Origin of the sequence: Marinobacterium sp. xm-m-383, from assembly GCF_013283255.1 — a bacterium.
Lineage (GTDB): Bacteria > Pseudomonadota > Gammaproteobacteria > Pseudomonadales > Balneatricaceae > Marinobacterium_E.
Genome location: NZ_WBYT01000004.1, coordinates 66767 through 91381 on the forward strand (window position 1 = coordinate 66767; position 24615 = coordinate 91381).

The following is a 24615-nucleotide window of genomic DNA, read 5'->3' on the forward strand; positions in this document are numbered from 1 at the left end:
ATGGTGGCCCGTTTTTTTTGCAGTGCTGTCTATTAGCGAGCAGCTTTCAGCTCTAGACGACGTGCGTGTAGTGCTGGCTCTGTGTAGCCGTTTGGCTGTTTGCAGCCATCGATAACTAGGTCACACGCCGCTTTGAATGCGATGTTGTTGTCGATGTCGTCACACAGTGGTGTGTAAGTTGGATCGTTCGCATTTTGGCGATCTACAACAGCGGCCATACGCTTTAGAGTCTCCATCGCTTGTGCTTCTGTGCAGATGCCATGACGGATCCAGTTAGCGATGTGCTGTGATGAGATACGCAGCGTTGCGCGGTCTTCCATTAGACCAACATCATTGATGTCTGGTACTTTCGAACAACCGATACCTGAATCAACCCAACGAACAACGTAGCCAAGGATACCCTGTGCGTTGTTATCCAGCTCTGCCTGGATCTCTTCAGCACTCCACTGTGGGTTGCGCTCTACAGGGATGGTTAGGATATCGTCTAGAGAAGCGCGCTCACGCTTCGCCAACTCTTCCTGGCGGCCGAACACATCAACCTTGTGGTAGTGAAGGGCGTGTAGTGTAGCGCCTGTTGGTGAAGGAACCCATGCAGTGTTTGCACCAGACATCGGGTGACCGATCTTCTGATCCAGCATGTTGGCCATCTGATCTGGCATCGCCCACATGCCCTTACCGATCTGTGCTTTGCCGCTTAGACCGCATGCAAGACCGATATCCACGTTCCAATTTTCGTAAGCCGCAATCCAAGAAGCTGCTTTCATATCGCCTTTGCGAATCATTGGGCCTGCTTCCATCGAGGTGTGGATCTCGTCGCCGGTGCGATCAAGGAAACCTGTGTTGATAAACACAACACGTGAGCTCGCTGCACGGATACACTCTTTCAAGTTGATCGTTGTGCGACGCTCTTCGTCCATGATGCCGACTTTGATTGTGTTCTCTTCAAGTCCCAGAGCCTGCTCAACACGGCCCATAAGCTCGTTTGTGAAAGCAACCTCTTCAGGACCATGCATCTTCGGTTTAACGATGTAGATAGATCCAGTCACAGTGTTGTTGAACTTACCGTTGTGCTTCACGTCGTGGATAGAGATGGTTGAAGTGATCATGCCATCCATGATGCCTTCAGGCACTTCGTTGCCATCTTTATCGATGATTGCGTTGTTGGTCATTAGGTGGCCAACGTTACGAACGAACATCAAAGATCGACCTTTAAGTGCCATTGGCTGACCATCTTTGCTGGTGTATTCACGATCGCCGTTTACAGTACGAGTGAATGATTGACCACCTTTTTCGATCGTTTCGCTCAGTGTGCCTTTGATAAGACCTAACCAGTTGCGGTAAACCAGAGTTTTATCTTCGGCATCAACTGCTGCAACAGAGTCTTCACAGTCCATGATGGTCGTTAGAGCCGACTCCATCACAATGTCTTTAACGCCAGCTTTGTCCTCTGAACCGATCTGGTGAGAAGCGTCGATCTGGATTTCAAAATGCAAACCGTTGTTGATCAGTAGGATGGATTCTGGTGCTGCTGTATCACCTTTGTAGCCGACAAACTGCTCAGGGTTTGCCAGTGCAACGGCGTTGCCATCAATGGTGGCAACCAGTGCGCCATCCACAATGGTGTAAGCGGTCACATCAGCATGTGAGCCTGAAGCAAGGGGTGCCGATTCATTTAGGAAGTCTCGACCAAAAGCGATGACTTTTGCACCACGTGCTGGGTTGTAAGCTTTCGTAATCTCTGCACCGCCATCAGTCGAGATCGCATCCGTACCGTACAGTGCATCGTAAAGGCTGCCCCAACGTGCGTTAGCTGCGTTCAATGCAAAACGAGCATTCATAACAGGAACCACGAGCTGTGGGCCGGCCATGGTCGCCATTTCAGGATCGACGTTAGAGGTTGTAATCTTAAAATCAGGACCCTCTTCAACCAGGTAACCGATCTCTTTTAGGAAGGCCTTGTATTCAGCAAAGTCGTAACCGCCTTGATGTGCGCGGTACCACTCATCCATCTGCTCTTGGATCTGGTCACGCTTAGCGAGTAATTCGCGGTTACGAGGCGCTAAGTCATGAATAATTGATGCAAATGAGCTCCAAAAAGCATCAGTGCTGACGCCTGTGCCTGGAAGGACTTCTTCGTTAACGAAGGTGTAGAGTTCTGTTGCGACCTGTAGGCCATTTACTTCGGTACGTTGAATCATAATTACTCCTGAGTTTCGCGTTGGCCGGCTCTGTGTCGCCGAAGGGTCGCGGTTTCAAATTGTGCTATGCAACATTAAACGACTGCCATATATATGTAACCCACCTTTAGTCTCAAGTGTGAAATGTTCTATTTCATACTGTGGAAAATTAGTCGTTATTTCATAGTGTGGAATTGGAAATAAAAAAGCCCAGCAAGGCTGGGCTTTTTACACTGCTGACAAAGCCAACGTTCTTTATCGGGGACTTTTCACAATAAAGGGATTTTAAAGGAGGGTGCGCTTGACGCACTCCCCTGTGTTTGAGCTTTTCAGAAGCCTGCTGATCTCAGGTTCTGATCTATCTCGGTGAGTATGGCCGGATCATCGATTGTCGAGGGCATTGTATAGCTCTCATTCGCTGCAATCTTCCTCAGCACAGCACGCAGCACCTTACCTGAACGAGTTTTTGGAAGTCGCTGAACAATCAGTGCCTGACGGAAACAAGCTACTGCTCCGACCTGGTCGCGCACCATTGCAGTTAACTCCTCGACCAGCGTCTCTTCAGCAATACTCTCTCCTGCTTTCAGTACAACCAATCCTAGCGGAAGTTGTCCTCTTAAATCGTCATTAACGCCGATTACAGCGCACTCGGCCACTGCAGAGTGTCCAGAGAGAACCTCCTCCATCTCACCGGTCGAGAGACGGTGTCCAGAAACATTAATTACATCGTCAGTACGCCCTGTGATGTAGATATACCCTTCGGAGTCTTTAAATCCGCCATCGCCCGTATGATAGTAACCTGGGAATGCTTCGAGATAGGAGGTCCGGTAGCGGTCATTGTTGTTCCAGATACTCCAGGCAACACCCGGTGGCATCGGCAGGCTGACACAGATATTCCCGGTTGATTCGGCCTCGACCGGAATGCCCGCATCATCTAGTACCATAATGTTATAGCCCGGAATCGGTTTGTTGGTCGAGCCCAGTCGGACCTCAGAAGGGTTTTCCCAGCCCATCATCGGTGCAGTCATTGGCCAGCCGGTTTCGGTTTGCCACCAGTGATCAATCACCGGAACCTTAAGCAGCTCTGATAGCCATGAATAGGTGGATGAGTCCAATTTCTCACCGGCGACAAACACCCATTTCAGGCTGCTAAGATCATACTGTTTCGATAAATCTGCCTTCGGGTCTTCCTTGCGTATTGCTCGAAAAGCTGTCGGTGCACAAAACATTGAATTAACGCGATACTCATCAATTACGCGCCAAAATGTGCCCGCATCGGGTGTTTTGATCGGTTTTCCCTCAAAGAATATTGCAGAGCAGCCGCCCATAAGGGGGCCGTAAACAATAAAAGAGTGTCCGACAACCCAGCCGATATCGGATGCGCCCCACCAGACATCGCCCGCTTCCATGCCGTAGACGTTGTTTAGTGCATATCTCAGTGCAACCGCATGACCTCCGTTATCGCGCACGATCCCTTTTGGCTGTCCCGTTGTGCCAGAGGTGTAGAGAATATAGAGCGGGTCTGAACCCTTAACCGTTACACAATCTGCCGGTTCCGCCTCTTGCTGAATCTCGTACCAGTCGAGATCCCAGGCCTGATCCAGTTCAGCTTGCAACATTGGTCGTTGGCATACGATGGTGTGTGCGGGTTTGTGCGTCGCCTGATCGATCGCCTGATCAACCAATGGTTTGTAAGCGATCTGCTTATCAAACTCAATACCGCACGAAGCGGTTAAAATTACTTTGGGGCTGGCATCATCAATACGGATCGCCATCTCATTGGGTGCAAACCCACCAAAGACGACTGAATGCACTGCGCCGAGTCGTGCGCACGCCAGCATTGCTACGGCGGCTTCAGGTATCATAGGCATGTAGATCAGCACGGTATCACCTTTGCTGACACCACAGGCTTTAAGTGCACCGGCAAATCGTGAAACTCTGGTGAGAAGATCCTGATAGGTGATCGCTTCTTTGGTGTTGCTGACGGGCGAATCATAGTAGAGCGCAACCTGATTGCCACGCCCTTGTTCAATCTGACGGTCTAGTGCCAGATAACAGCTGTTTAGCTCACCATCAGCGTACCAATTGTAGGTGCCAAATTCTGTTTCATGAAGAACCGTCTCTGGCTTCTTAAACCAAGCGATTCTGTCTGCTTGCGCTGCCCAATAAGCTTCTGGATTGTCCAGCGCAGTCTGGTACTCATCTTCGTATCTCATCTTGTAATCCTTTATTGTTATTTTTTTATGATTCTGGCTGTTGAAGCCGCCTTTTAACAGTTACTCATTTTGATAGAGCTTCAAGATGCTGGAGAAGTCTAATCCGCCATTTCCGTTGCTCTTGTGTTGCGAGAACAGAGCACGCGCTGCAGATCCCATGGGAGTGGGGGAAGTGCTCTGTTGGCTGACATCCATCGCCAGTCCAAGATCTTTGAACATCAGATCAACCTGAAAACCGCCCTGGTAACTATTAGAGGAGGGAACATTTGGCATCACTCCTGGGTAGGGGTTGTAGACCTGTAACGACCAGTTGTTACCTGAACTCTGCTTCATAATTTCTGAGAGTACGGCTGGGTCTAGACCATTGCGCACGCCCATATTCAGTGCTTCTGCAGTTCCGGCCATATGGATTGCCAGCAACATGTTGTTGCAGCATTTGGCGATTTGCCCTGCACCTGAATCACCGGCGCGGAAGATGTTTTTACCCATCCCCTCTAAGATCGGTTTGGCTCGCTCAAACTGAGATTCGCTCCCCCCAACCATAAATGCCAGCGTGCCGGCCGTCGCGGCTCCAACACCGCCAGATACCGGGGCATCGATAAATTCAATACCACGCTTGGCACCCGCCGCGGAGACACGTCTAGCGGTTTCAGCATCAATGGTGGAGCTATCAATAATCAGCGCGTTGGGTTCGACCTCATCAAAAAGCGGCTGATCACCAGTGAGAAAGAGTCCTTCGACATGCTTACCGGCCGGTAGCATCGTGATTACAAACTCGGCGCCTTTTACCAGGTCCACGGCTGAGGTTGATGACTGTGCGCCTTCGCTGACAACCCGTGCAATCGATTCTTCAGAGAGGTCAAATACTTTGACCTTATGGCCAGCTTTAACCAGGTTGATCGCCATAGGGCCGCCCATGTTGCCCAGCCCAATAAATCCTATTGTTGCCATAATCTATCCTTTTTATCTTTATTTTTTGGAGTTTGATCCGTTTCTATTCTCTAGATTGCCGCCAAAGGGTGAGTTTCCCATGGTGATTCAAAGAACTTATTAACAAAACTGGCTTCAACCTCTTCAACCGATTTGTAGGTCCAGTCTGGGTTTCTGTCTTTATCGACGAGGAGCGCTCGAACACCTTCGGGGAACTCGCGATGACGGCAGCACTGTACAGATAGCACCAGTTCCGCCAGAAAGACCTCTTTTAGCGATAGGTGACGAGAGCGTTTAAGCTGCTCTGCAATCAGATGAACCGACAGTGGAGAGCCATGAGTAATCGCTTTTTGAGAGCGTTGAATCCAGGGATCATCACTCACAAGGACTTTCATTGCCTCCATCAAATCCACTAATGAATCCTGGTCGGTGATCTTTTGGATAAAGTCGAAGTGATCCTGAATAGGGGATTCATCCCGGTAATTGGCCTGAGATGCCTGCTCTAAGCGACGAAGAACACGAGTTACGCAGACGTCTGCATCAGTGTTCCAGTCAGCGGCTTGAAGGCTCGAAACTAGCTCATCATATTTTGCTGAGTCGATAAAACGGTCAGCCAGCCCTAGAAAAAGCGCATCAGCGGCATAGATAGGGTTGCCTGTTAGTCCGAGGAACAATCCCGTTCGGCCAGGCATTCGATTGAGGAAGAAAGACCCGCCCACATCCGGATAGAGCCCGATTGTGACTTCGGGCATCGCCATGTGTGAGCTCTGAGTGACCACACGGTGACTACAGCCATTCATTAGCCCCATGCCACCGCCCATCACGATACCGCTACCCCAGCAGATAATCGGTTTGGGGAAAGTGTGGATGGTGTAGTCGAGTCGATACTCTGCTGTAAAGTAGTCGAGTGGAAAATTTGCGTTCTCACCAGAGGTAATCGACTTATACAGGTTGACCACATCGCCCCCTGCGCAAAAGGCTTTCTCACCCGCACTGGTCAGAATCACCGCTTTTATCTGTTTGTCATTTGCAGCACTCTCGAGACGCGGTTCGATTAGCTCGATCATCTCCAGAGTTAAAGCATTCAGTGAACGCTTAGCATTGAGCGAAACCTCTAGAATCTTATGCCCGTCCTTGGTTGGGTGTTCGGTAAAAAGTACGCTACTCATCGATAGTCCTTAGCTGTTTTTCCATTCGGGAGCACGTTTCTCAAGGAATGCATTGACCCCCTCGCGCTGATCTTCTGTGAAGAACAGGTCAACGAAGAGTTCACGCTCTAAGCGATAGCCAGCTTCCCAGTGTTGAGTGCGGTTGTTCTGAATCAGCTGCTTACACGCGGCGATTGACATAGGACTTTGTTGTTCAGCCTGTCTTGCGAGTTCTAGTGCACGTTTGAACGACTGGCCGGTTGCCACAAGCTCCTCTACGAGTCCAATCTCATGCGCTTTGGGTGCTTTAATGCGTTCGCCGAGGATAATCAACCGCTTTGCCCATCCCTCGCCAACCAGCATGGTCAGGTTTTGAGTGCCGCCCGCACAAGGGAGTAGACCAACTTTTGCTTCGGGAAGAGCCATCTGAGCTTGCTCTTCAGCAACACGGATATCGCAGGCGAGTGCAACCTCAAGCCCACCGCCCATTGCAAAGCCGTTGACCGCTGCAATTGAGACACCGCGGAAGTTGGAAAGTGCTTCGAAAGCCTCACCAAAGCCGCGTGCCATATCCCTCGCCATTGATCGGTCGCCATCTGCAAACAGGTTTAGATCGGCGCCCGCGCAAAAGAATTTTTCACTATCAGAGCGCAAAACCAATGCGAAGATCTCTCTATCAGCGTTGAGTTGATCCACTGTTTCGCTCAAAAGCTTGAGGCTTTCCACCGTCCAGGTGTTGGCCGGCGGATTGTTCATGGTGATTATGGCTGTGTGGCCCTGTTTTTCGAGTATAAGTGCGTCAGACATCTTAATTTCCTTATAACAGCTCGCTGGTATCCTGCATCAGTGCGCGGCGCGCAATAATCAGACGCATAATTTCGTTGGTGCCTTCAAGAATACGGTGGACCCGGTTGTCACGCAGGTATCGCTCCATCGGGTACTCCTTGATATAGCCATTGCCCCCGAAGATCTGAAGCGCTTCGTCTGTAACGGTGTAACCTGCGTCGGTCGCAAACTGCTTGGCCATCGCGCAGTAAGTGGTACGGTCGGGGTGTTCAGTATCCAAACGGCTAGCCGCCATGCGGATCATTTGGCGAGCTGCGACCAACTGGGTTGTCATGTCGGCAAGCTTAAACTGAAGCGCCTGAAAGTTGCTCAGTGTTTTACCAAACTGGCTGCGTTCAAGCAGGTAGTCTCTTGCTCTCTGCAGAGCGGCCTGAGCGGTGCCGATCGAGCAGGCGCCGATATTGATACGCCCGCCATCCAGACCTTTCATCGCTATTTTAAAGCCATCGCCCTCGTTGCCGAGCATTGCAGAAGCAGGAACCCGAACATCCTCAAAAGTAATCATTCGAGTGGGTTGCGAGTTCCAGCCCATCTTCTGTTCTTTGCGCCCGTAACTGATCCCATTAGTTTTGGCATCGACGGCAAAGGCTGAGATCCCTTTTGGACCAGCTTCCCCAGTTCTCGCCATAACAATTAGGACATCCGTTGCACCGGCACCGGAGATAAAGATTTTGCTGCCGTTGATTAGGTAGTCATCGCCCTCGCGCTTGGCGCTGGTTTTAAGCGAACCCGCATCAGAACCCGCATTGGGTTCTGTCAGGCAGTAGGATCCAAAGATATCACCAGCTGTCAGTCCCGGACACCAGTGCTCGCGGGTCTCTGCATTCCCAAACTTCGCGATCATCCAGGCGACCATATTATGAATGGTCAGAAACGCGGTGGTAGAGGTGCAGCCCATCGCCAGCTCTTCAAATATGATGCTGGCATCAAGGCGGCTAAGACCCAGTCCCCCAATATCATCGGGTGCATATAGGCCACAGAGACCCAGCTCGCCCGCTTTTTTTAGCGCTTCGACCGGAAATATTTGCTCTTCGTCCCAGTGAGCGGCATTGGGCTCAAACTCTTTCTTAGCAAAGTTGCGTGCAAGATCAGCAAAGGCGATCTGATCTTCATTTAATTCAAAATCCATCAATTCGTCCTCTTTATCGTTATTATTCTGTGATTTGACCCATTACTTTAGCTGAATCGTGGTATTAACCCCAGTGTCGATATCATCTTCAAACCAGCGCGCAGTGACGGTCTTTGTCTCGGTATAGAACTTAACAGCCTGCTTACCATACGCATGCTGATCCCCGTAGAAGGACTTACGCCAACCAGTGAAAGAGAACATTGGTAGCGGCACAGGGACCGGAACGTTGATGCCGACCTGACCCACTTTGATTTCATGCTGGTATTTGCGAGCAGCTGCTCCAGAGGCGGTAAAGATAGAGGTACCATTGCCGTAAGGGTTTGCGTTGATCATCTCGATGGCATCATCAATTGAATCGACCTCAATCGCGCAGAGCACCGGTCCGAAAATCTCCTCTTGATAGATCGACATCTCTGTAGTTACGTTTCGGAAAAGGGTTGGACCTACCCAGTTTCCATCTGGGAATCCTTCGACGGTACAGTCACTCCCATCGAGGATACAGTCTGCACCGGCATCCTTACCCTGCTGGATAAAATCAAGCACTCTCTGGCGCGCACCTGGATTGATAAGCGGTCCATAACCCGCATCAGGATCATTCCAAGTGCCAGGGCGAACCTTCATCATCGCTTCGCGAAGTTCTGGGATCCACTCTTTTGCCTGTCCGACGAATACGGCCACTGAGATCGCCATGCATCGCTGACCGCCGGCTCCTACTGAAGCTCCTACCAGATTGTTAATTACCTGATTTTTAGAGGCATCGGGCATGATGACCATATGGTTTTTAGCACCCGCAAATGCCTGAACCCGCTTAAGATGCTCAGTCCCGGTACGATAGATATGCTCCCCAACCGCTACCGATCCAACAAAAGATATCGCTGGAGTATCTTTATGGGTCAGTAGCTGATCGACCACCTCCTTTGTGCCGTGAACCACTTGAAGCAACCCGGCTGGAGCACCTGCTTCCTGGAACAATTCTGCAAGTCGCATGGGGGTCAGAGGATCCTGCTCTGAGGGCTTCAATACGAAGGTGTTACCGCAGGTGATTGCCATCGGGAACATCCAGAGTGGGATCATCGCGGGAAAGTTGAACGGAGTGATACCTACGCAAACGCCCAAGGGCTGGGTGATGCTGTAGCAGTCGATTTTGCGTGCAACATTCTCGACCGTTTCGCCCATCGACAGTGAGGCAATGTTGCAGGCATGCTCAACCACTTCAATGCCTCGCCATACATCACCTTTTGCATCCTCGAAGGTTTTTCCAGTCTCGCTGGATAGTAGTGTGGCGATCTCGTCATGATGCTCTTTTAGCAGTGCTTGGTAGCGCAGCATCAATCGAGCTCGTTCACCGACCGGTGTCTCTTTCCAGGTTTCAAAAGCGGTCATCGCTGCGCTGATTGCGTCTTCGACCTCATCGTGAGTCGCGCAAGGCACTTCAGCAATTACATTCTGGGTGGCTGGATCGGTTACCGAGATAAAGTTGTCTGAACGGCTCTGGATCATTTCGCCATTGATAAAAAGCGGTACGCGTTGAGTCATGAGATAGTCCTGTTCTTTTTGTTATCGAATGTTGTAATCAATCTGTAGTTCTATTTTTACCAGCCAGATAGCTCTCTGCGGATTGACAATATTGCTCTATTAATGGACTATCTTGTGGTTTTTAGTAAGTCATTCGTATTAGAGTTGTTAGATGAGTCGGCCCTCAAACTGGCCCCTGCCGCCTGAAAGTATCCGTTACATGATCCCGCGGCGTATTGTCGAGGGGCTCGGTGAGTCCGCATTGAGTCGCGGTCTCTACCCGCTGGCTATGGGCTATTACCGCAAGGCTCAGGGCCATAGCATGCTGCGAGAAGAGCATGACGATTTTCTGCTGATTTACTGTATAGAGGGGCAGGGACGTTTTCGTGTTGGAGACTCAGACACGCCTATTAACGCAGGCGATCTGCTTTTGGTACCACAGGGAATCTCCCATGCTTATCATTCGGATGACACTCAGCCCTGGACCATATACTGGGTTCATTTCCACGGAGAGCTGGCGTTGGCGTTTTTTGAACACGCGATTGGCGAGCAAGAAGATCTCGGGTACTTCCTGGAGTCAATTGGCGTTCAATCGCAACTGGTAGTGGATTTCGAAACGCTGCTGGAGGCGCGAAGCTCAGCTCAAGATATGAATACGCATTTGTTTGCTGCGAACCAATTACGCCAGATCCTGACACATATTACTGTGTTGCGACCGCTCAAAGCTGCTAAAGAGACCCGCGATGGCTGGCGCCTTGATCAGATCCACTCGCTGATGCAGGCGCATGTGCATGAGAGGTTGGATTTGGATACCCTGGCAGCGAGTGTGAATCTGTCAAAATACCACTTTGTTAAGCGCTACCGAGAAATGACAGGTACCACACCGATTAACCGTTTTATCCAGCTGAAGATAGAGCGCGCCTGTCACCTCTTAGATACCACCACAAACGAGATCAAAGAGGTCGCCTATGCAGTGGGGTATGAGGATGCTTACTATTTCTCGCGTCTGTTCAGAAAACAGATGGGGGTGTCGCCCAGCCAGTACCGACTTTCTCGTACTCAGGGGTTTTCCTATGTGCTAAGCCAGGCGCGCATACCACCTCTTTGAAGGGTATTAATATAGGTCGGGCAATTCGTTATTGGTGTAGCCCGAGATGAATGTTTTCGTTTCGCCGGCTTCGGTATATACATGGCGACTCACCTTACCGATATCGGCACCATAGACGTGCACACTGATTGAAACTTCATCCTGTGAAGCGTTGGCGACCTGATGGACATCGCCAATGGTGGGTGATACAAGACCGACATCACCTGGTTTTAACTCATGGATTTCGCCCGGTATCACCTTGCCATCCGCTATTTCAAAACGTTGTTCTACTTCGCCGCCGCGTAACATGCCGATTAGACCCCAGACAGTATGGTCATGAACGGGCGTCTTTTGTCCCGGACCCCAGACAAAACTCACGACACTGAAGCGCTCTTCTGGGTCGCGATAAAGAAGATACTGCTGATAGTGCTCTGGGTTTGGAATCGTGCAGCTCTCGGGGAGCCAGTCATCCTCCTCCACCAGCTTACCAAGGTAGATACTGGCATGATCAAGCATCTGCTCCTCATCGGGTTTGAGTAACAACAGATCATTCATCTTTTCTACAAAGCGCCCCATTTTTCCGGCTACTATTTGGCGATTCATCACGGTTCCTTTTTATTATGTTGTGTCCAATGTAAACGCTCGCAGCGATAAAAAAAAGGGGCTCATCGAGCCCCTAAAACTGAAAAAGCCCAGCAAGGCTGGGCTTTCGTCACTCTGTTGAACCGACTTAAAAGAGTCGGCGACAGCGAATTGTGCCGTCAATCTCAGAGAGTTTTTCAATAGCAATTTTTGAGCTATCAGCGTCAACATCGATTACAACGTAGCCAACTTTCTCGTTGGTCTGAAGGTACTGACCCACAATGTTGATGTCATTTTCAGAGAAGATGTTGTTGATTTTCGACAGCACGCCAGGCACGTTTTTGTGCACGTGAAGTAGGCGGTGTGCATTGTTGTGGCCAGGAAGTGCTACTTCTGGGAAGTTAACAGAGGTAATTGATGAACCGTTGTCAGAGTATTTAACGAGCTTTTCTGCCACTTCATAGCCGATGTTCATCTGCGCTTCCATTGTCGAACCACCGACGTGTGGCGTCAGGATGACGTTGTCGAACTGGCGCAGTGGGCTGATGAACTCATCATCATTTGAACGTGGTTCAACTGGGAATACGTCAATTGCAGCACCCAGCAGTTTGCCGCTCTCAAGCGTTTCGCATAGCGCATCAATATCAACGACAGTGCCGCGAGCCGCGTTGATTAGGATCGAGCCCTGCTTCATCGCTTCAAACTGAATAGGGCCCATCATGTTCTGAGTAGCCGCCGTCTCGGGTACGTGAAGTGAAACAACATCACACATACCCAAAAGTTCATGCAGTGTGCCTACCTGTTTCGCGTTACCAAGTGGTAGCTTAGTGATGACGTCATAGAAGTAGACATCCATTCCCAAACCTTCAGCCATCACACTCAGCTGAGAACCGATGCTGCCGTAACCAATAATCCCCAGCTTCTTCCCACGCACTTCGTAGCTATTTTTAGCCGTTTTCTGCCAGCCGCCACGGTGAGCAACCGCGTTCTTCTCTGGCACACCACGCATCAGCATGATGGTTTCAGCAAGAACCAGTTCAGCGACAGAGCGCGTGTTTGAGTAAGGTGCGTTGAAGACGGCTACGCCGCGCTCAGTCGCCGCTTGCAGATCAACCTGGTTGGTACCGATACAGAAACAGCCAACAGCGACCAATTTTTCTGCTGCATCAAACACTTTCTCAGTCAGTTGAGTGCGTGAGCGAATGCCAACGAAATGAGCATCAGCGATGCGTTCTAGTAGTTCCTCTTCTGGAAGTGAGCCAGTGTGGAACTCGATGTTGGTGTAGCCTTGCGCGTTCAATGTATCAACGGCTGACTGGTGCACACCTTCCAATAGAAGAATTTTAATTTTGCCTTTTTCTAGAGACGTCTCTTTGCTCATTTTTGCCACTCGATTCTGAGGTTTAACCACTAGGGCTTAAAAATTTAGGGGCGCGATTATAGCACAAAGGGGCGATTGGTCGGCTTTTATACAATCGTAGTGAGCGAAATATTCTCAGGTTAAGCTGAATTATTTTTATTAAAGGGCGCTATTGTCTTCTGGGTGAACGCTTTAGGAATAAAAAAGCCCTCTGTAAGAAGAGGGCCTTTTAAAAATGTTGCTTAGCTGTAGTAGCAAAGGTAAGCGGTTGCTGTGGCTACTTTGACATCAAATGAGCTGTTAGCGGGAACATTGAACTGACTGCCAGCTGGGAAGCTTTGGAACTCAGTCGCTTCAGGTAGGCGAACAACCAGTTCACCATGTACCACTTTCATTACTTCATTCTGGCTAGTGCCGAACGTATATTCACCCGGTGCCATAACACCAGAGGTCACAGGACCGTCAGCTGATTCGAAGCCGATCGATTTAACATTGTCATCAAAGTAAGAGTTAACTGACAGCATGGGTGTCTCCTAAAAAATTGAACGCAAATAGTATTCAGAGTTGCAGGGTTTGTCACTACCGATCTAAAGGAGTAGGCTTCGCCCATTCATTGCAAGGATTGCAGATAAACCATGATTGAAGCGAACAGTCGCGAATATTGGCGCGCCACTCTGGCCCTCTGTTTGGGGTCATTCATGATTTTTGCCAATGTTTACATCACTCAGCCACTTCTTCCGACTCTAGCCGAAGAGTTCCAGGTCTCGGCACTAGAGGCAAGTTGGACCTTTACCATTACAACGCTGACCTTGGGTCTCTCCTTGTTGTTCTACGGTGCACTGTCGGACTCTCTAGGGCGGCGTGGCATCATGATTTTGACCTTGGCTGGCGTGATGGGCTGCGGTTTTGCGTTGAGTCAGGTCGAGGGTTACAACCAGCTGCTCGTTTTACGTGCCGCTCAAGGGCTTCTGTTGGGTGGATTGCCTGCCATTGCCATCGCCTATATGAACGATGAATTTACTCCCCGCGCACTCTCATTGGCGGTTGGCCTCTATATTGGTGGTAATACTCTTGGAGGAATTGGCGGACGTTTAATTGGTGGTTTCGTGGGTGAATCCCTAGGTTGGCAAGGCGCCTTTTTGGTGATGGCGATGATTAGCCTGGCCTGTGTGGTGACCTTTGTCTATCTGCTGCCAGCATCGAAACGATTTGAATCTAGGCCTTTGAGAGTTGGACCGATGTTACGATCAATGGGAGATCATCTCTCCAATCCGATGCTGCTGAGCGCTTATCTGATTGGTGGCCTCAACTTCTTTATCTTCATTAATCAGTACAGCTACATTACCTTCGTTTTAGCGGATGAACCCTACAACTTGCCTGCTAGTCTATTAGGCATGCTGTTCTTAACCTATCTGACGGGCACCTTTGGTTCAGCCATCTCAGGCAAAGTGTCAGACTACCTCTCTCAGCCTAGAGCGATGGCGTTAGGCATTGCCATTTTAGCGTTGGGTAGTTGTGTCACGCTGTTTGAATCGCTTCCAATGATCATTATCGGTTTCTTAATTAATAGCTTTGGCTTCTTCTTTAGCCACTCTACCGCCAGTAGTTGGGTCAGTAAGCAGGCAACACACGCCAAAGCGAGCGCCTCTTCACTCTATCTGCTCTTTTACTATCTAGGCGCGAGTTTGGGTAGCTTCTATCTCCAGCCCTTCTGGTCGATCTGGCACTGGCCGGGTGTGATTTTAGGCTCTTTGATCGTTTTAGTTCTCACCTTTAGCTACTCTCTTCGCTTAGAGAGAAAGCGTCAGGCAGTTGCGGGTTAGTGAACCTGCGGACTGTTTGCATCCAGAACGCTACTTAGCGCGTACCTTTTATTTTTGGGTGCACCATGGCAGATCTTTTAATAATTGGCAGTGGCGGTATTGGTCAGGCGTTTGCTGAACAGTCCGCTGTTCGCCACTCTGAAACCCGAGTGCTTCAAACTACCCGATCTTCAGCGGGTGACGAACCGTTAGTCTTAGATTTAACCGATGCTAGTACCTTTCAGCCCTGTATCGATCAGTTGAAAGCGCTTGAATTTAATCCCGCTAGAATCATTTTTTCTCAAGGTCTGCTTCACAATGAGACCCAACGTCCGGAGAAGTCTCTGCGCGAAATGGATCTTGATTGGATGACTCAAGTTATGCAGGTCAATGCCCTCGGCCCTATGGCTTTCTTGGCTAAACTGATGCGACTGATTCCTCGACAGTCCGAACTGCAGATCGCATTTCTTTCAGCGAGAGTTGGCAGCATTTCTGATAACCAATTGGGTGGCTGGTATGGTTATCGAGCGTCGAAAGCGGCACTGAATATGTTGATCAAAACGCTCAGTATTGAGCTTGCAAGAACGCACCCTAAGGTTCAGCTGTTGGCGCTACATCCAGGCACAACTGATACAGAGCTCTCTAGGCCCTTTCAGGCAAGAGTGCCGGAAGGTAAACTCTTCACTACCACCTTTGCTGCCAGTGCACTGTTGGATGTTATGGAGAGCGCCCGCGGGGGGCATAGTGGTCAATTTTTAGCTTGGGATGGCTCTTCAATCCCCTGGTAAGCCATTAAGGAGTTTTTATGCTTTGGATTAAGATGTTTCACATTCTGGCGATGACGAGTTGGATGGCTGGTATTTTCTATCTTCCACGCATATTTGTGCACTATGTTGAGGGTAAGGCAGCGGGTCAAGATGTTGCGCGTTTGTCGATTATGGCGTCAAAACTCTATGGTTTCATGACCATAATGGCGATATTTACACTCGGCTTAGGGCTCTGGTTATGGTTGGGGTATGGCTTTAGTGGTGGCTGGATGCACGCAAAATTGTTGTTTGTCGGCTTTTTGATCGGTTTCCACTTCTGGTGTCGCTCTTACTTGCAGAGATTAAAGCGAGACGAGCTGACTCAGAGTGGACGCTACTTTCGACTCTTCAATGAATTACCGCTGCTCATATTCGTACCGATTCTCATCTTTGTTGTTGTGAAGCCGTTTTAAGAGTCTTTCAACAAAGCCTTTAAACGGCGCTCTAGCAGCTCAGCTTTTTGTTTGAGTTGGCGAGCGTCGTCAATAAATCCCTCAAACTCGACGCGCGTTGGCAATAGGTTGATCTCCTCTTGGAGATACTCTTTAGCGGTCGTTGTCAGTGTTTGACGACTGCTATTTGCCCACTCTAGAGACTGATTAATCGGCTTCATGATCATAGCGGCCGGTAGATCACCGATCTGTTCAGCTAACCAATCTTCCCAGTCGAGGGTTGGGTTATCGAACGCGTGAGAGAGGCGTTGTAGCAGAGCGGAATCGCCTTTAACCTCAACCCCTTGACCGAACATCACACTATTGGGGTCATTCAGCAGCTTCAGCAAATCTGAGGCTGATCCGGTTAAATGAGTGGTCGGTTCGGCGTCGTATTCACGCATGACGCTGACTTGATCATCGCTGAAAATCAGTGTGATCCTCAGCTCTTGTGGCAGTAGTGTGATTCCTAAACTCTGACCTGCAAGCTTGTTTAGAGTGTTACGAGCGCTAGGACGAGTGGATAGATAAGCGTTTATCGCTGATTCAATGGAGCCTGTCAGAGTCGCATCGATCAGATTCATAAACCTAGCCTCTCAATCCGTTATGTTAGGGTTTAATTCCGGTGTGAAGGGCAACAATGCCCTGGGTCAGGTTGCGGTAACGCGTCTGCACAAAGCCAGCACTGTCCATCATCCCTTTAAGAGTCTCTTGATCAGGGTGCATGCGAATCGACTCTGCCAAGTAGCGGTAGCTTTCGGCATCGTTGGCAATCAACTGACCCATTTTTGGCAGTAGATTAAAGGAGTAGAAGTCGTAGGCTTTTGTCAGTAGTGGGTTTTCAGTTTTAGAGAACTCTAACACCATCAACTTACCGCCTGGTTTGAGCACACGGTTCATAGAGCGCAGTGCAGCATCTTTGTCGGTCACGTTGCGAAGGCCAAAGGCGATGGTGATGATATCGAAGGTGTTGTCTTCAAAGGGTAGGCATTCGGCATTGGCTTGCACGTACTCAACGTTACCCGCAACACCCTTGTCGATCAGCTTATCGCGACCCACTTTCAACATTGAGTCGTTGATATCCGCCAACACCACCTTGCCTGACTGGCCAACAATCTGTGCAAAGCGGCGTGTTAAATCACCTGTTCCGCCAGCGATATCGAGAATTTTATGGCCAGGACGTGCACCTGAACTCTCGATCGTGATGCGTTTCCAAATGCGGTGAATACCGCCGGACATCAGATCATTCATCACGTCATACTTAGCGGCTACCGAGTGAAATACGTCGGCAACGCGGTTAACTTTTTCATCAACCGGCACCTCTTGGTAGCCAAAATGCGTGGTGTTTTTCTGATTGTCTGACATGGGTTGGATCCACTTAACTGTTCAATGGGGCTATTGTAACGACTGAGTGGGAGCTTGTCGTTAACCTATCGCAATCATTCCGTTGTCTCGGCTAGCACCGGCTGCATCAAGTCGAGCTAGATATTCACTCCAGTACTGCTCTTGATTGTGCGCGAGGTCGTGGAGGTAGGCCCAGGTATAGAGTCCAGAGTCGTGCCCATCATCAAAGATCAGCTTTAGAGCGTAGTTACCGCTTGCTTCGACGCCTTTAAGGCCGACCAAGCGCTTGCCGGTCTGAAGGATCTCTTGCCCAATGCCATGCCCACGAACTTCTGCAGAAGGGCTATGAACGCGCAGAAACTCGGCGGTCAGCTCATAGTTGCCATCCTCATAAACCAACTCTAGTGTCTTAGAGCGCTTGTGAAGGTGGATCTGTCTCGGCATGGGCACAGAACTCATGGGGTAACCTCGTATTAAAGAATGTAGTGACTCAAGTCCTCATCGGCGCTCAGTTCACCAAGGTATTGGTCTACAAAGCTACGATCAATTTCGACGGTTTGACCACTCTTATCCGCAGCGCTGAAAGAGAGCTCCTCAAGTAGGCGCTCCATCATTGTATGCAGACGTCGTGCTCCAATGTTTTCGGTCTTCTCGTTCACCGACCAGGCGAGTTCGGCGATGCGCTGAATCCCCTCTTGGGTAAATTCAATCGAAACGCCTTCAGTGGCCATCAGGGCTTTATATTGCTCTGTAAGAGCGGCTTTGGGCTCGGTCAAAATACGAGAGAAGTCTTCTGGTGTCAGTGCTTCTAGTTCTACACGAATCGGTAAGCGACCTTGGAGTTCTGGGATCAGATCCGATGGGCGAGCCAGGTGGAAGGCGCCTGACGCGATGAAGAGTATGTGATCGGTTTTGATCATGCCGTGCTTCGTGCTGACCGTACACCCTTCGATAAGCGGTAGAAGATCTCTCTGTACCCCTTCACGTGACACGTCAGCGTTGCCAGACTCGGCGCGTTTACACACCTTGTCGATCTCATCTAAGAAGACAATGCCATTCTGCTCTACCGCTTCTAGCGCTTGCTGTTTGAGGTCGTCCTCTTTAATCAGCTTAGCGGCCTCCTCTTCGGTTAGAAGCTTGAAGGCCTCTGATACCTTAAGACGGCGCGACTGCTTCTTATCCTGCCCCATGTTGGCGAAGAGACTCTGCAACTGATTCGTCATCTCCTCCATGCCCGGTGGTGTCATGATCTCAACACCGACCTTGGGTTGAGCAATTTCAATATCGATCTCTTTATCGTCGATCTGACCTTCACGCAGCTTTTTGCGGAAGATTTGGCGGGTTGCTGAGTCGGTTTTGTCTAGCTCTTCACTGCCGATAGGGCGTGCTTCAGGTAGCAGTGCGTCCAGAATACGCTCTTCGGCAGCCTCTTCAGCACGGAACTTGTTCTTCTCGATCGCCTGTTCACGCAGCATTTTGATCGATTGGTCGACCAGATCGCGGATGATGGTCTCAACATCACGACCCACATAGCCCACTTCTGTGAATTTTGTCGCTTCAACCTTAATGAACGGAGCGTTCGCAAGCTTCGCCAAACGGCGTGCAATCTCGGTCTTACCTACACCGGTAGGTCCGATCATAAGAATGTTTTTAGGGGTGACTTCACCGCGCATCTCTTCATTCAGCTGCATGCGGCGCCAACGGTTACGCAACGCAATTGCAACAGAGCGTTTAGCGGAATCCTGGCCAATAATGTGACGATCGAGTTCTGATACGATCTCGCGAGGGGTCATAGCTGACATAAAAGGCTCCTTAAGCGACAGACTCGAGTTGTTCGATGGTTAGGTTGGCGTTAGTGAAGACACAGATGTCGGCTGCGATCTTAAGGCTCTTCTCAACGATGTCGCGTGCGTTTAGCTCACAGTTATCAACCAGCGCGCGAGCTGCCGCAAGGGCATAGTTACCCCCTGAACCGATCGCAATAACACCGTCTTCCGGTTCGATCACATCGCCGCTGCCGGAGATAAGAAAGGTCTTCTCAGAGTTAGCCACCAGCATCAAGGCCTCTAAACGACGCAACACTCGATCCGAGCGCCACTCGCGAGCAAGGTGGATAACCGCGTTCACAATGTTGCCTTGGTGTTTATCAAGCTGTTGCTCAAATAGATCGCGAAGAGTAATCGCATCGGCAGTACTACCAGCAAAGCCGGTGATGACTTTGTGTTTATCGATGACATTAACTTTGCGGGCGCTACCTTTCATTACAGTATTACCCAGAGAGACTTGGCCGTCGCCGCCTACAACGACTTGATCACCGCGGCGAACAGAAACAATAGTGGTCATTAGAGATTTTCCCAATCATAAGCTTATCTGCATTTATTGGGATGAATCGCCCGTTTTCAAGGCTAGTTTACTTTGCGCTTAACCGGGTGGATGTTCAGCTTTTCGAGTTTAGCTGTAGCGCTTTTCAACTCGTTATAGGTCGAGAAGTTTCCAGTCGATACTCGGTACCAAACACCATTACTCCCCTCCGTGCGGGACATGGTCACGTTTGGTAGGCCAGAAAGGGCCAGTCGTGCGCGCTGAGCTTCAGCATCGCGGGCATTGCGGAATGAGCCAGTCTGCAGCCGGTAAACAGCATCCAGCGAAGCTGTTTTGGGGGTCGAAACATAGGCTGACTCTTCAGGTGTTTGGACTTCGCTCTCTTCTAATAGCTTGTAGAAACCAAACCGTTCATCCTGTGACTCTAGGTCGATGTTATCCAAAGGGAGAGATTCGCCAGGTTGTCGAGGTTCGACTTGAGCGGGAATGACGGGCTCCTGTGTTGGAACCTGCTGAACCGCTTTGCTACTGCTCGTTGGTGCCGGTTGTTTAATCAAAAAGAAGATCAGACCAGCAAGCAGACCCAAAGCCACGACAACAGCGAGCACTAAACCGGCAGATACTCCTGAAGGTTGAGGAGCGGCCGGTGTTTTGCGAGCACTCGAAGCGGTGCGAGTGGCACCAGCTCGAGGCTTATTTGACTTGGGTTTGGATGCAAAGTCTCGGTTCGACATGATTACATCTGTTCAGGTGCCGAAACACCAAGAATGGTGAGACCATTTGCGACGACTTGGCGCACCGCCACGGAAAGCGTAATGCGTGCATTGCGCAGTGCTTCATCGTCAATCAGCATCTTATGGCCGTTATAGTAAGTGTGGTAATCCGACGCGAGGTCACGCAGGTAGTTAGCCAGTTGGTGGGGCTCGAAGTTGGCTGCAGCGTGTTTAACCGTCTCTGGGTATTTGCCCAGTGCGGTGACAAGGTCACGCTCCGCTTCGCTATCCAAACGCTCAAGTGATGCTAAGCCCATCGCTTGATCCCAAGCCATCCCTTCACTCTCTAATTTGCGCAGTACCGAGCAGATTCGAGCGTGAGCGTACTGGATGTAGTAGACCGGGTTATCCTTAGATTCTGACTTGGCAAGGTCTAGGTCAAAGTCCATGTGCTGATCGGCTTTGCGAGTGACATAGAAGAATCGACATGCGTCATTGCCTACCTCGTCGCGAAGCTCACGCAGTGTGACGAATGAACCTGAACGAGTAGACATCTGAACACGCTCGCTACCACGGTAAAGTATGGCGAACTGAACCAGTTTCACCACCAGACGCTCTGGATCGTATCCAAGTGCCTGAATGGCCGCTTTGACTCGAGTAATGTAGCCGTGGTGATCGGCACCCCAGACGTTGATAACTGTTTGGAAACCGCGCTCAAATTTGTTCATGTGGTAGGCGATGTCAGAGGCAAAGTAGGTGGTCTGGCCGTTGGCACGTTTAACCACACGATCTTTATCATCTCCGAAATCGGTCGATTTGAACCAGATATTGCCAGCCTCTTCGTAGAGATAGCCCTTATCATCAAGGCGTTTAAGTGCCTCATCAACATCACCGCTGGAAGTAAGTGAGCGCTCACTAAACCAGCACTGATAGTTCACGCCGAACTCACCTAAGTCTTCGCGAATATCGCCTAGGATTGAGTCCAGGCCGGCATCGAATAGCGTTCTGTATTGTGAGCCAAGGATATTTTGAGCGCGATCGATAAGCCCATCGATGTGAAGCTCTTTATCGCCGCCTGCCGGTTCATCAGCAGGGACATCGAGATAGAGATCATCGAGTGAACACTGCAGTGCATCACCCTGAGTGGCTTTTAAGCTAGCAGCGATGTCACGAATGTACTCACCCTGGTAGCCGTTGGCTGGGAAGGTGATGGTATCGCCAAGCAACTCGAGGTAGCGAAGAAAGACGCTGACCGCCAGAATGTTCATTTGGCGACCCGCATCGTTGACGTAGTACTCACGCTCAACGTTCATACCACCGGCTTCCAGTAGGTCGGCCAGTGTTGCACCGTAAGCGGCACCGCGGCCATGACCTACGTGCAATGGTCCTGTTGGGTTAGCAGAGACAAACTCTACCTGTACACGATCATCGCTGGTTGGTTTACTGCGGCCAAACTGGTCAGTCTGCTCCAGTACATCGGCAACTACTGAGTAGATTGCAGCATCGTTGACAAAGAAGTTGATGAAGCCAGGACCAGCGATCTCAGCTTTATCAACGACCGTTGAAGCTGGAAGAGCTTGCAAAATCATCTCTGCAATAGCGCGTGGGTTTTGGCGAGCCGGTTTGGCCAGTGTCATCGCAAGGTTGGTCGCAAGATCACCGTGCGCCTTGTCACGTGTGTTTTCAACTTGGATGTTTGGCTCAAGATCAGCAGGGAGTTTGCCCTCTGTTTTCAGTGCTTCAATGGCGCCGTTTAACAGGAGCGCTATCTGTTCTTTCATGTCTTTACTCAGTGAAATAGATCGATGGTGTAGTCTGTCACTACAAAGTTGGCTGCATTATATCGTTTTGCAGCCCTTAAAAGCTATCGACAGGGTCAATGTCTATGTTCCAGCGAACGCGACTCGACTCTTTGTCTTGCTCCAACCAATTTTGTGCCGGTTTCAGAGTGCCTTGGATCGACGTGCGAGAGTCTCCAGTGAACATCAATTGTGCTCTAAACATGCCAGCGCGCTTCTCCATGAAGGAGGGGAAGGGGCCGCTGATCATCGGAAGCTGCTCTCTTGGGTAGGTAGCCTCTAGGGATCTCCTTAAACGCATAAGGTGTGCTTCGGCCCAGCCCTGTTTTTTCGCTTCAGCACGGATAATCGCTTGGAAAGCAAAAGGGGGGAGTTGAGCCTGTTTGCGACTCATCAACTCCTGTTCTGCAAAGGTGAGATAGCCAGAGGTTACCAAGGTGTTTAGTAGAGGGTGATCAACCTGGTGGGTTTGTAACACCACTTCGCCCGGACGTTCCGCTCGCCCCGCTCGGCCGGCAACCTGCATAATAAGTTGCGCGGTACGCTCCATGCCACGAACATCGGCACTGAATAGGCCTGCGTCGGTATTGACGATGACGACCAGTGTGACGTTCGGAAAGTGATGGCCTTTGGCCAGCATTTGAGTACCGACCAAGATGCATGGATCGCCACTGTTAACTTCGTTCATCAAGGACTCAAAGGCTTGGCGAGAGTGGGTTGAATCACGATCCACACGTTTGATGCTGGTATGGGTGAATAGCTCTGACAATCTCTGTTCGATTCTCTCCGTACCGCTACCGGCCGGTCTTAGTTGATCACTGCCACAGTGCTGACAGTGGCGCGGGATAGGGGTTTGTCGATCACAGTGATGGCAGTGCAGCTTTGGTGGTTTGCGGTGCAGCGTCATGCGTGCATCACAGCGTGTACAGTCAACGGTTGATCCGCAATCCTGACAGGTCAGCGTTGGGGCAAAGCCGCGGCGGTTGATAAATACCAGGACTTGGTTGCCAAGGGTAATGTGATCGTTAATGCGACTGATAATCTCTGGAGCGAGGCCAGTATCTAACTCAACACCTTTCGTATCAAACAGCTCAAAGGTTGGCGCCGCTGCTCGACCCGCACGCTGTGTTAGTTGCAACTCTTTATAGCGGCCCTGTTGAACGTTAAGTAGCGATTCCAGTGCCGGTGTCGCACTGCCCATGATGACCGGTATATCAAGCTGTTTTGCACGCACCAGAGCAAGGTCTCGTGCGTGATAGCGGAAGCCCTCTTGCTGTTTAAACGACGGATCGTGTTCTTCATCAATGACGATCATCCCAAGATTAGCAAAAGGAATGAAGATCGCTGAGCGTGTGCCAATAACAATGCGTGTCTCCCCGGACTGGATCGACTGCCAAGCATCAAAGCGCATTCGATCCGTAAGGCCAGAGTGCAGCGAAGCAATGTTCGTGTTGAAGCGAGCAGTAAAGCGCTCAACCAGTTGTGGGGTTAAGCCAATCTCGGGCACCAAAATCAGCACTTGCTTGCCGTCGGCCAACGCCTGCTCGATCGATTGTAGATAGACTTCGGTTTTTCCCGAGCCGGTCACGCCGACTAATAGAATTGGGCTGAATCCCTCGCTCTGTTTGATCTGATCAACTGCTCGTTGTTGCTCAGCATTCAGTGCCAAGCCTGCAACGCTAGGTAGGACAGTGTTGACCAGCTGTGCACCGATTAAAGGCGCTTCACAGGGTTCGATCTGCTCCGATTCAATCAGTGCCTTTTGCACTTGTGACGTGAATTCAGCCTCTCTAATTGCGGATGTGCTGATTGGCTGTCGGTTTTTAATGAGCGTAAACAGGGCGCGCTGTCTGACGGCCCGTTTGGGCAGCGATTCAATATCGGCGTGCTCGGTTAAACGCCAGTAATCGGGGGCTGAGAAGGGGTGCTGCTCTTTGCGTGCTAAGTTGGGTAGAAGGTGAATTAAGGCATCGCCCAGTGGGTACTTATAATAGCTTGCCGCCCACTCACCGAGTTGTATCTGCTCATCATCGACAAGGGGCTCCTGATCGAGTAACGCTTCGAAAGGTTTCAGCTTATTTAGTGGCACCTCGGTCTGCTCGCTAAGACTATGAATCATCCCTATCAAGCTGCGCTGCCCGAATTTGACCAGCACACGAGCTCCGATAGCGGGCACAGCCACTCCTTGCGGAATGGCGTAGTCAAACAGACGGTTTAGGGGTACCGGTAGTGCAACACGTACGATCATGGCCAAAATTTCTAATAAGCGAAGGGCAAGTCTAGCACCCATCGGGCAGTTGGAAATAGCGGCTTCAAGGTATTGGGTGATCAGTGGTTGTTATTCGTACAGTGCCTGCGTATAATTGCGCGCCTTGACATTTCCCGGCGAATTTTTCGTCAGTCGTGCG

22 protein-coding genes are annotated in these 24615 nt (G+C 50.3%); 4 read left to right on the forward strand and 18 right to left on the reverse strand.

What is annotated here, in order from left to right:
• Positions 1-32 precede the first annotated feature (32 nt).
• The 7 genes from XMM383_RS07795 to XMM383_RS07825 all read right to left on the reverse strand — a co-directional run bounded on the left by XMM383_RS07795 (position 33) and on the right by XMM383_RS07825 (position 9982).
• A complete protein-coding gene (locus XMM383_RS07795) occupies positions 33-2198 on the reverse strand; it encodes a malate synthase G (RefSeq protein WP_173482785.1) in 2166 nt (721 codons plus the stop codon).
• Between the two features lie 308 nt (positions 2199-2506).
• On the reverse strand, positions 2507-4393 hold the full coding sequence (locus XMM383_RS07800) for a propionyl-CoA synthetase (RefSeq protein WP_173482784.1): 1887 nt from the start codon (positions 4391-4393) through the stop codon (positions 2507-2509).
• A 60-nt stretch (positions 4394-4453) separates the two neighbouring features.
• Entirely contained in the window at positions 4454-5344 is an 891-nt protein-coding gene (gene mmsB / locus XMM383_RS07805) for a 3-hydroxyisobutyrate dehydrogenase (protein WP_173482783.1), read from the reverse strand.
• Positions 5345-5394: 50 nt separating this feature from the next.
• Positions 5395-6492: an enoyl-CoA hydratase/isomerase family protein gene (locus XMM383_RS07810; RefSeq protein ID WP_173482782.1), complete on the reverse strand. Its 1098-nt coding sequence runs from the start codon at positions 6490-6492 to the stop codon at positions 5395-5397.
• 9 nt (positions 6493-6501) lie between these two features.
• Positions 6502-7278 carry an enoyl-CoA hydratase gene (locus XMM383_RS07815; protein WP_173482781.1) on the reverse strand — a complete coding sequence of 259 codons (777 nt, stop codon included), beginning with the start codon at positions 7276-7278 and terminating at the stop codon, positions 6502-6504.
• Between the two features lie 10 nt (positions 7279-7288).
• On the reverse strand, positions 7289-8446 hold the full coding sequence (locus XMM383_RS07820; RefSeq protein WP_173482780.1) for an acyl-CoA dehydrogenase family protein: 1158 nt from the start codon (positions 8444-8446) through the stop codon (positions 7289-7291).
• Positions 8447-8488: 42 nt separating this feature from the next.
• Positions 8489-9982 (reverse strand): CoA-acylating methylmalonate-semialdehyde dehydrogenase, encoded by a 1494-nt coding sequence (locus tag XMM383_RS07825; RefSeq protein WP_173482779.1) that lies wholly within the window; start codon positions 9980-9982, stop codon positions 8489-8491.
• Between the two features lie 199 nt (positions 9983-10181).
• On the opposite strand from XMM383_RS07825, the gene XMM383_RS07830 reads away from it, so the two are divergent.
• On the forward strand, positions 10182-11069 hold the full coding sequence (locus XMM383_RS07830) for an AraC family transcriptional regulator (protein ID WP_254443109.1): 888 nt from the start codon (positions 10182-10184) through the stop codon (positions 11067-11069).
• Positions 11070-11075: 6 nt separating this feature from the next.
• On the opposite strand, the gene XMM383_RS07835 is transcribed toward XMM383_RS07830, so the two are convergent.
• From XMM383_RS07835 to XMM383_RS07845, 3 genes are all read right to left on the reverse strand, one after another.
• Positions 11076-11651: a cysteine dioxygenase gene (locus XMM383_RS07835; protein ID WP_173482777.1), complete on the reverse strand. Its 576-nt coding sequence runs from the start codon at positions 11649-11651 to the stop codon at positions 11076-11078.
• A 127-nt stretch (positions 11652-11778) separates the two neighbouring features.
• Complete coding sequence (gene serA, locus XMM383_RS07840; protein WP_173494952.1) at positions 11779-13011, reverse strand: phosphoglycerate dehydrogenase; 1233 nt, start codon at positions 13009-13011, stop codon at positions 11779-11781.
• Positions 13012-13232: 221 nt separating this feature from the next.
• On the reverse strand, positions 13233-13514 hold the full coding sequence (locus tag XMM383_RS07845; protein WP_173480092.1) for a pyrimidine/purine nucleoside phosphorylase: 282 nt from the start codon (positions 13512-13514) through the stop codon (positions 13233-13235).
• A 111-nt stretch (positions 13515-13625) separates the two neighbouring features.
• Between XMM383_RS07845 and XMM383_RS07850 the strand changes: the two genes are divergently transcribed.
• The 3 genes from XMM383_RS07850 (at position 13626) to XMM383_RS07860 (ending at position 16011) form a co-directional block, all read left to right on the forward strand.
• Positions 13626-14813, forward strand: coding sequence for an MFS transporter (locus XMM383_RS07850; protein WP_173482775.1), 1188 nt, complete (start codon positions 13626-13628; stop codon positions 14811-14813).
• A gap of 65 nt (positions 14814-14878) precedes the next feature.
• On the forward strand, positions 14879-15580 hold the full coding sequence (locus tag XMM383_RS07855) for an SDR family NAD(P)-dependent oxidoreductase (protein WP_173494953.1): 702 nt from the start codon (positions 14879-14881) through the stop codon (positions 15578-15580).
• A gap of 17 nt (positions 15581-15597) precedes the next feature.
• Positions 15598-16011, forward strand: a complete 414-nt coding sequence (locus XMM383_RS07860) for a CopD family protein (RefSeq protein ID WP_173480095.1) — start codon at positions 15598-15600, stop codon at positions 16009-16011.
• Here the strand turns inward: XMM383_RS07860 and XMM383_RS07865 are convergent.
• From XMM383_RS07865 to XMM383_RS07900, 8 genes are all read right to left on the reverse strand, one after another.
• On the reverse strand, positions 16008-16613 hold the full coding sequence (locus XMM383_RS07865; protein ID WP_173482773.1) for an SCP2 domain-containing protein: 606 nt from the start codon (positions 16611-16613) through the stop codon (positions 16008-16010). The genes XMM383_RS07860 and XMM383_RS07865 overlap by 4 nt on opposite strands.
• A gap of 25 nt (positions 16614-16638) precedes the next feature.
• On the reverse strand, positions 16639-17394 hold the full coding sequence (ubiE, locus tag XMM383_RS07870; protein WP_173480097.1) for a bifunctional demethylmenaquinone methyltransferase/2-methoxy-6-polyprenyl-1,4-benzoquinol methylase UbiE: 756 nt from the start codon (positions 17392-17394) through the stop codon (positions 16639-16641).
• A 60-nt stretch (positions 17395-17454) separates the two neighbouring features.
• Positions 17455-17832, reverse strand: coding sequence for a gamma-butyrobetaine hydroxylase-like domain-containing protein (locus XMM383_RS07875; protein ID WP_173482772.1), 378 nt, complete (start codon positions 17830-17832; stop codon positions 17455-17457).
• 14 nt (positions 17833-17846) lie between these two features.
• Positions 17847-19175: an ATP-dependent protease ATPase subunit HslU gene (gene hslU, locus XMM383_RS07880; protein WP_173482771.1), complete on the reverse strand. Its 1329-nt coding sequence runs from the start codon at positions 19173-19175 to the stop codon at positions 17847-17849.
• Between the two features lie 10 nt (positions 19176-19185).
• Positions 19186-19716 (reverse strand): ATP-dependent protease subunit HslV, encoded by a 531-nt coding sequence (gene hslV, locus XMM383_RS07885; protein ID WP_173482770.1) that lies wholly within the window; start codon positions 19714-19716, stop codon positions 19186-19188.
• A 62-nt stretch (positions 19717-19778) separates the two neighbouring features.
• Positions 19779-20429 carry an SPOR domain-containing protein gene (locus XMM383_RS07890; RefSeq protein ID WP_173494954.1) on the reverse strand — a complete coding sequence of 217 codons (651 nt, stop codon included), beginning with the start codon at positions 20427-20429 and terminating at the stop codon, positions 19779-19781.
• A gap of 2 nt (positions 20430-20431) precedes the next feature.
• Positions 20432-22189: an arginine--tRNA ligase gene (gene argS, locus XMM383_RS07895; RefSeq protein WP_173494955.1), complete on the reverse strand. Its 1758-nt coding sequence runs from the start codon at positions 22187-22189 to the stop codon at positions 20432-20434.
• A 76-nt stretch (positions 22190-22265) separates the two neighbouring features.
• Positions 22266-24455 carry a primosomal protein N' gene (locus XMM383_RS07900; protein ID WP_217363628.1) on the reverse strand — a complete coding sequence of 730 codons (2190 nt, stop codon included), beginning with the start codon at positions 24453-24455 and terminating at the stop codon, positions 22266-22268.
• Between the last annotated feature and the right edge of the window lie 160 nt (positions 24456-24615).

What these genes read in the sequence shown, in the direction of transcription:
- argS (WP_173494955.1), bottom strand. Translation starts at nt 22,189, where the DNA reads ATGAAAGAACAGATAGCGCTCCTGTTAAACGGCGCCATTGAAGCACTG.
- hslU (WP_173482771.1), bottom strand. Translation starts at nt 19,175, where the DNA reads ATGTCAGCTATGACCCCTCGCGAGATCGTATCAGAACTCGATCGTCAC.
- XMM383_RS07900 (WP_217363628.1), bottom strand. Translation starts at nt 24,455, where the DNA reads ATGATCGTACGTGTTGCACTACCGGTACCCCTAAACCGTCTGTTTGAC.
- XMM383_RS07890 (WP_173494954.1), bottom strand. Translation starts at nt 20,429, where the DNA reads ATGTCGAACCGAGACTTTGCATCCAAACCCAAGTCAAATAAGCCTCGA.
- hslV (WP_173482770.1), bottom strand. Translation starts at nt 19,716, where the DNA reads ATGACCACTATTGTTTCTGTTCGCCGCGGTGATCAAGTCGTTGTAGGC.
- XMM383_RS07795 (WP_173482785.1), bottom strand. Translation starts at nt 2,198, where the DNA reads ATGATTCAACGTACCGAAGTAAATGGCCTACAGGTCGCAACAGAACTC.
- XMM383_RS07820 (WP_173482780.1), bottom strand. Translation starts at nt 8,446, where the DNA reads ATGGATTTTGAATTAAATGAAGATCAGATCGCCTTTGCTGATCTTGCA.
- XMM383_RS07845 (WP_173480092.1), bottom strand. Translation starts at nt 13,514, where the DNA reads ATGCTGTCAGTTAACTCTTACTTTGATGACAATGTTAAATCGATCGGC.
- serA (WP_173494952.1), bottom strand. Translation starts at nt 13,011, where the DNA reads ATGAGCAAAGAGACGTCTCTAGAAAAAGGCAAAATTAAAATTCTTCTA.
- ubiE (WP_173480097.1), bottom strand. Translation starts at nt 17,394, where the DNA reads ATGTCAGACAATCAGAAAAACACCACGCATTTTGGCTACCAAGAGGTG.
- XMM383_RS07800 (WP_173482784.1), bottom strand. Translation starts at nt 4,393, where the DNA reads ATGAGATACGAAGATGAGTACCAGACTGCGCTGGACAATCCAGAAGCT.
- mmsB (WP_173482783.1), bottom strand. Translation starts at nt 5,344, where the DNA reads ATGGCAACAATAGGATTTATTGGGCTGGGCAACATGGGCGGCCCTATG.
- XMM383_RS07815 (WP_173482781.1), bottom strand. Translation starts at nt 7,278, where the DNA reads ATGTCTGACGCACTTATACTCGAAAAACAGGGCCACACAGCCATAATC.
- XMM383_RS07825 (WP_173482779.1), bottom strand. Translation starts at nt 9,982, where the DNA reads ATGACTCAACGCGTACCGCTTTTTATCAATGGCGAAATGATCCAGAGC.
- XMM383_RS07865 (WP_173482773.1), bottom strand. Translation starts at nt 16,613, where the DNA reads ATGAATCTGATCGATGCGACTCTGACAGGCTCCATTGAATCAGCGATA.
- XMM383_RS07860 (WP_173480095.1), top strand. Translation starts at nt 15,598, where the DNA reads ATGCTTTGGATTAAGATGTTTCACATTCTGGCGATGACGAGTTGGATG.
- XMM383_RS07835 (WP_173482777.1), bottom strand. Translation starts at nt 11,651, where the DNA reads ATGAATCGCCAAATAGTAGCCGGAAAAATGGGGCGCTTTGTAGAAAAG.
- XMM383_RS07810 (WP_173482782.1), bottom strand. Translation starts at nt 6,492, where the DNA reads ATGAGTAGCGTACTTTTTACCGAACACCCAACCAAGGACGGGCATAAG.
- XMM383_RS07875 (WP_173482772.1), bottom strand. Translation starts at nt 17,832, where the DNA reads ATGAGTTCTGTGCCCATGCCGAGACAGATCCACCTTCACAAGCGCTCT.
- XMM383_RS07830 (WP_254443109.1), top strand. Translation starts at nt 10,182, where the DNA reads ATGATCCCGCGGCGTATTGTCGAGGGGCTCGGTGAGTCCGCATTGAGT.
- XMM383_RS07855 (WP_173494953.1), top strand. Translation starts at nt 14,879, where the DNA reads ATGGCAGATCTTTTAATAATTGGCAGTGGCGGTATTGGTCAGGCGTTT.
- XMM383_RS07850 (WP_173482775.1), top strand. Translation starts at nt 13,626, where the DNA reads ATGATTGAAGCGAACAGTCGCGAATATTGGCGCGCCACTCTGGCCCTC.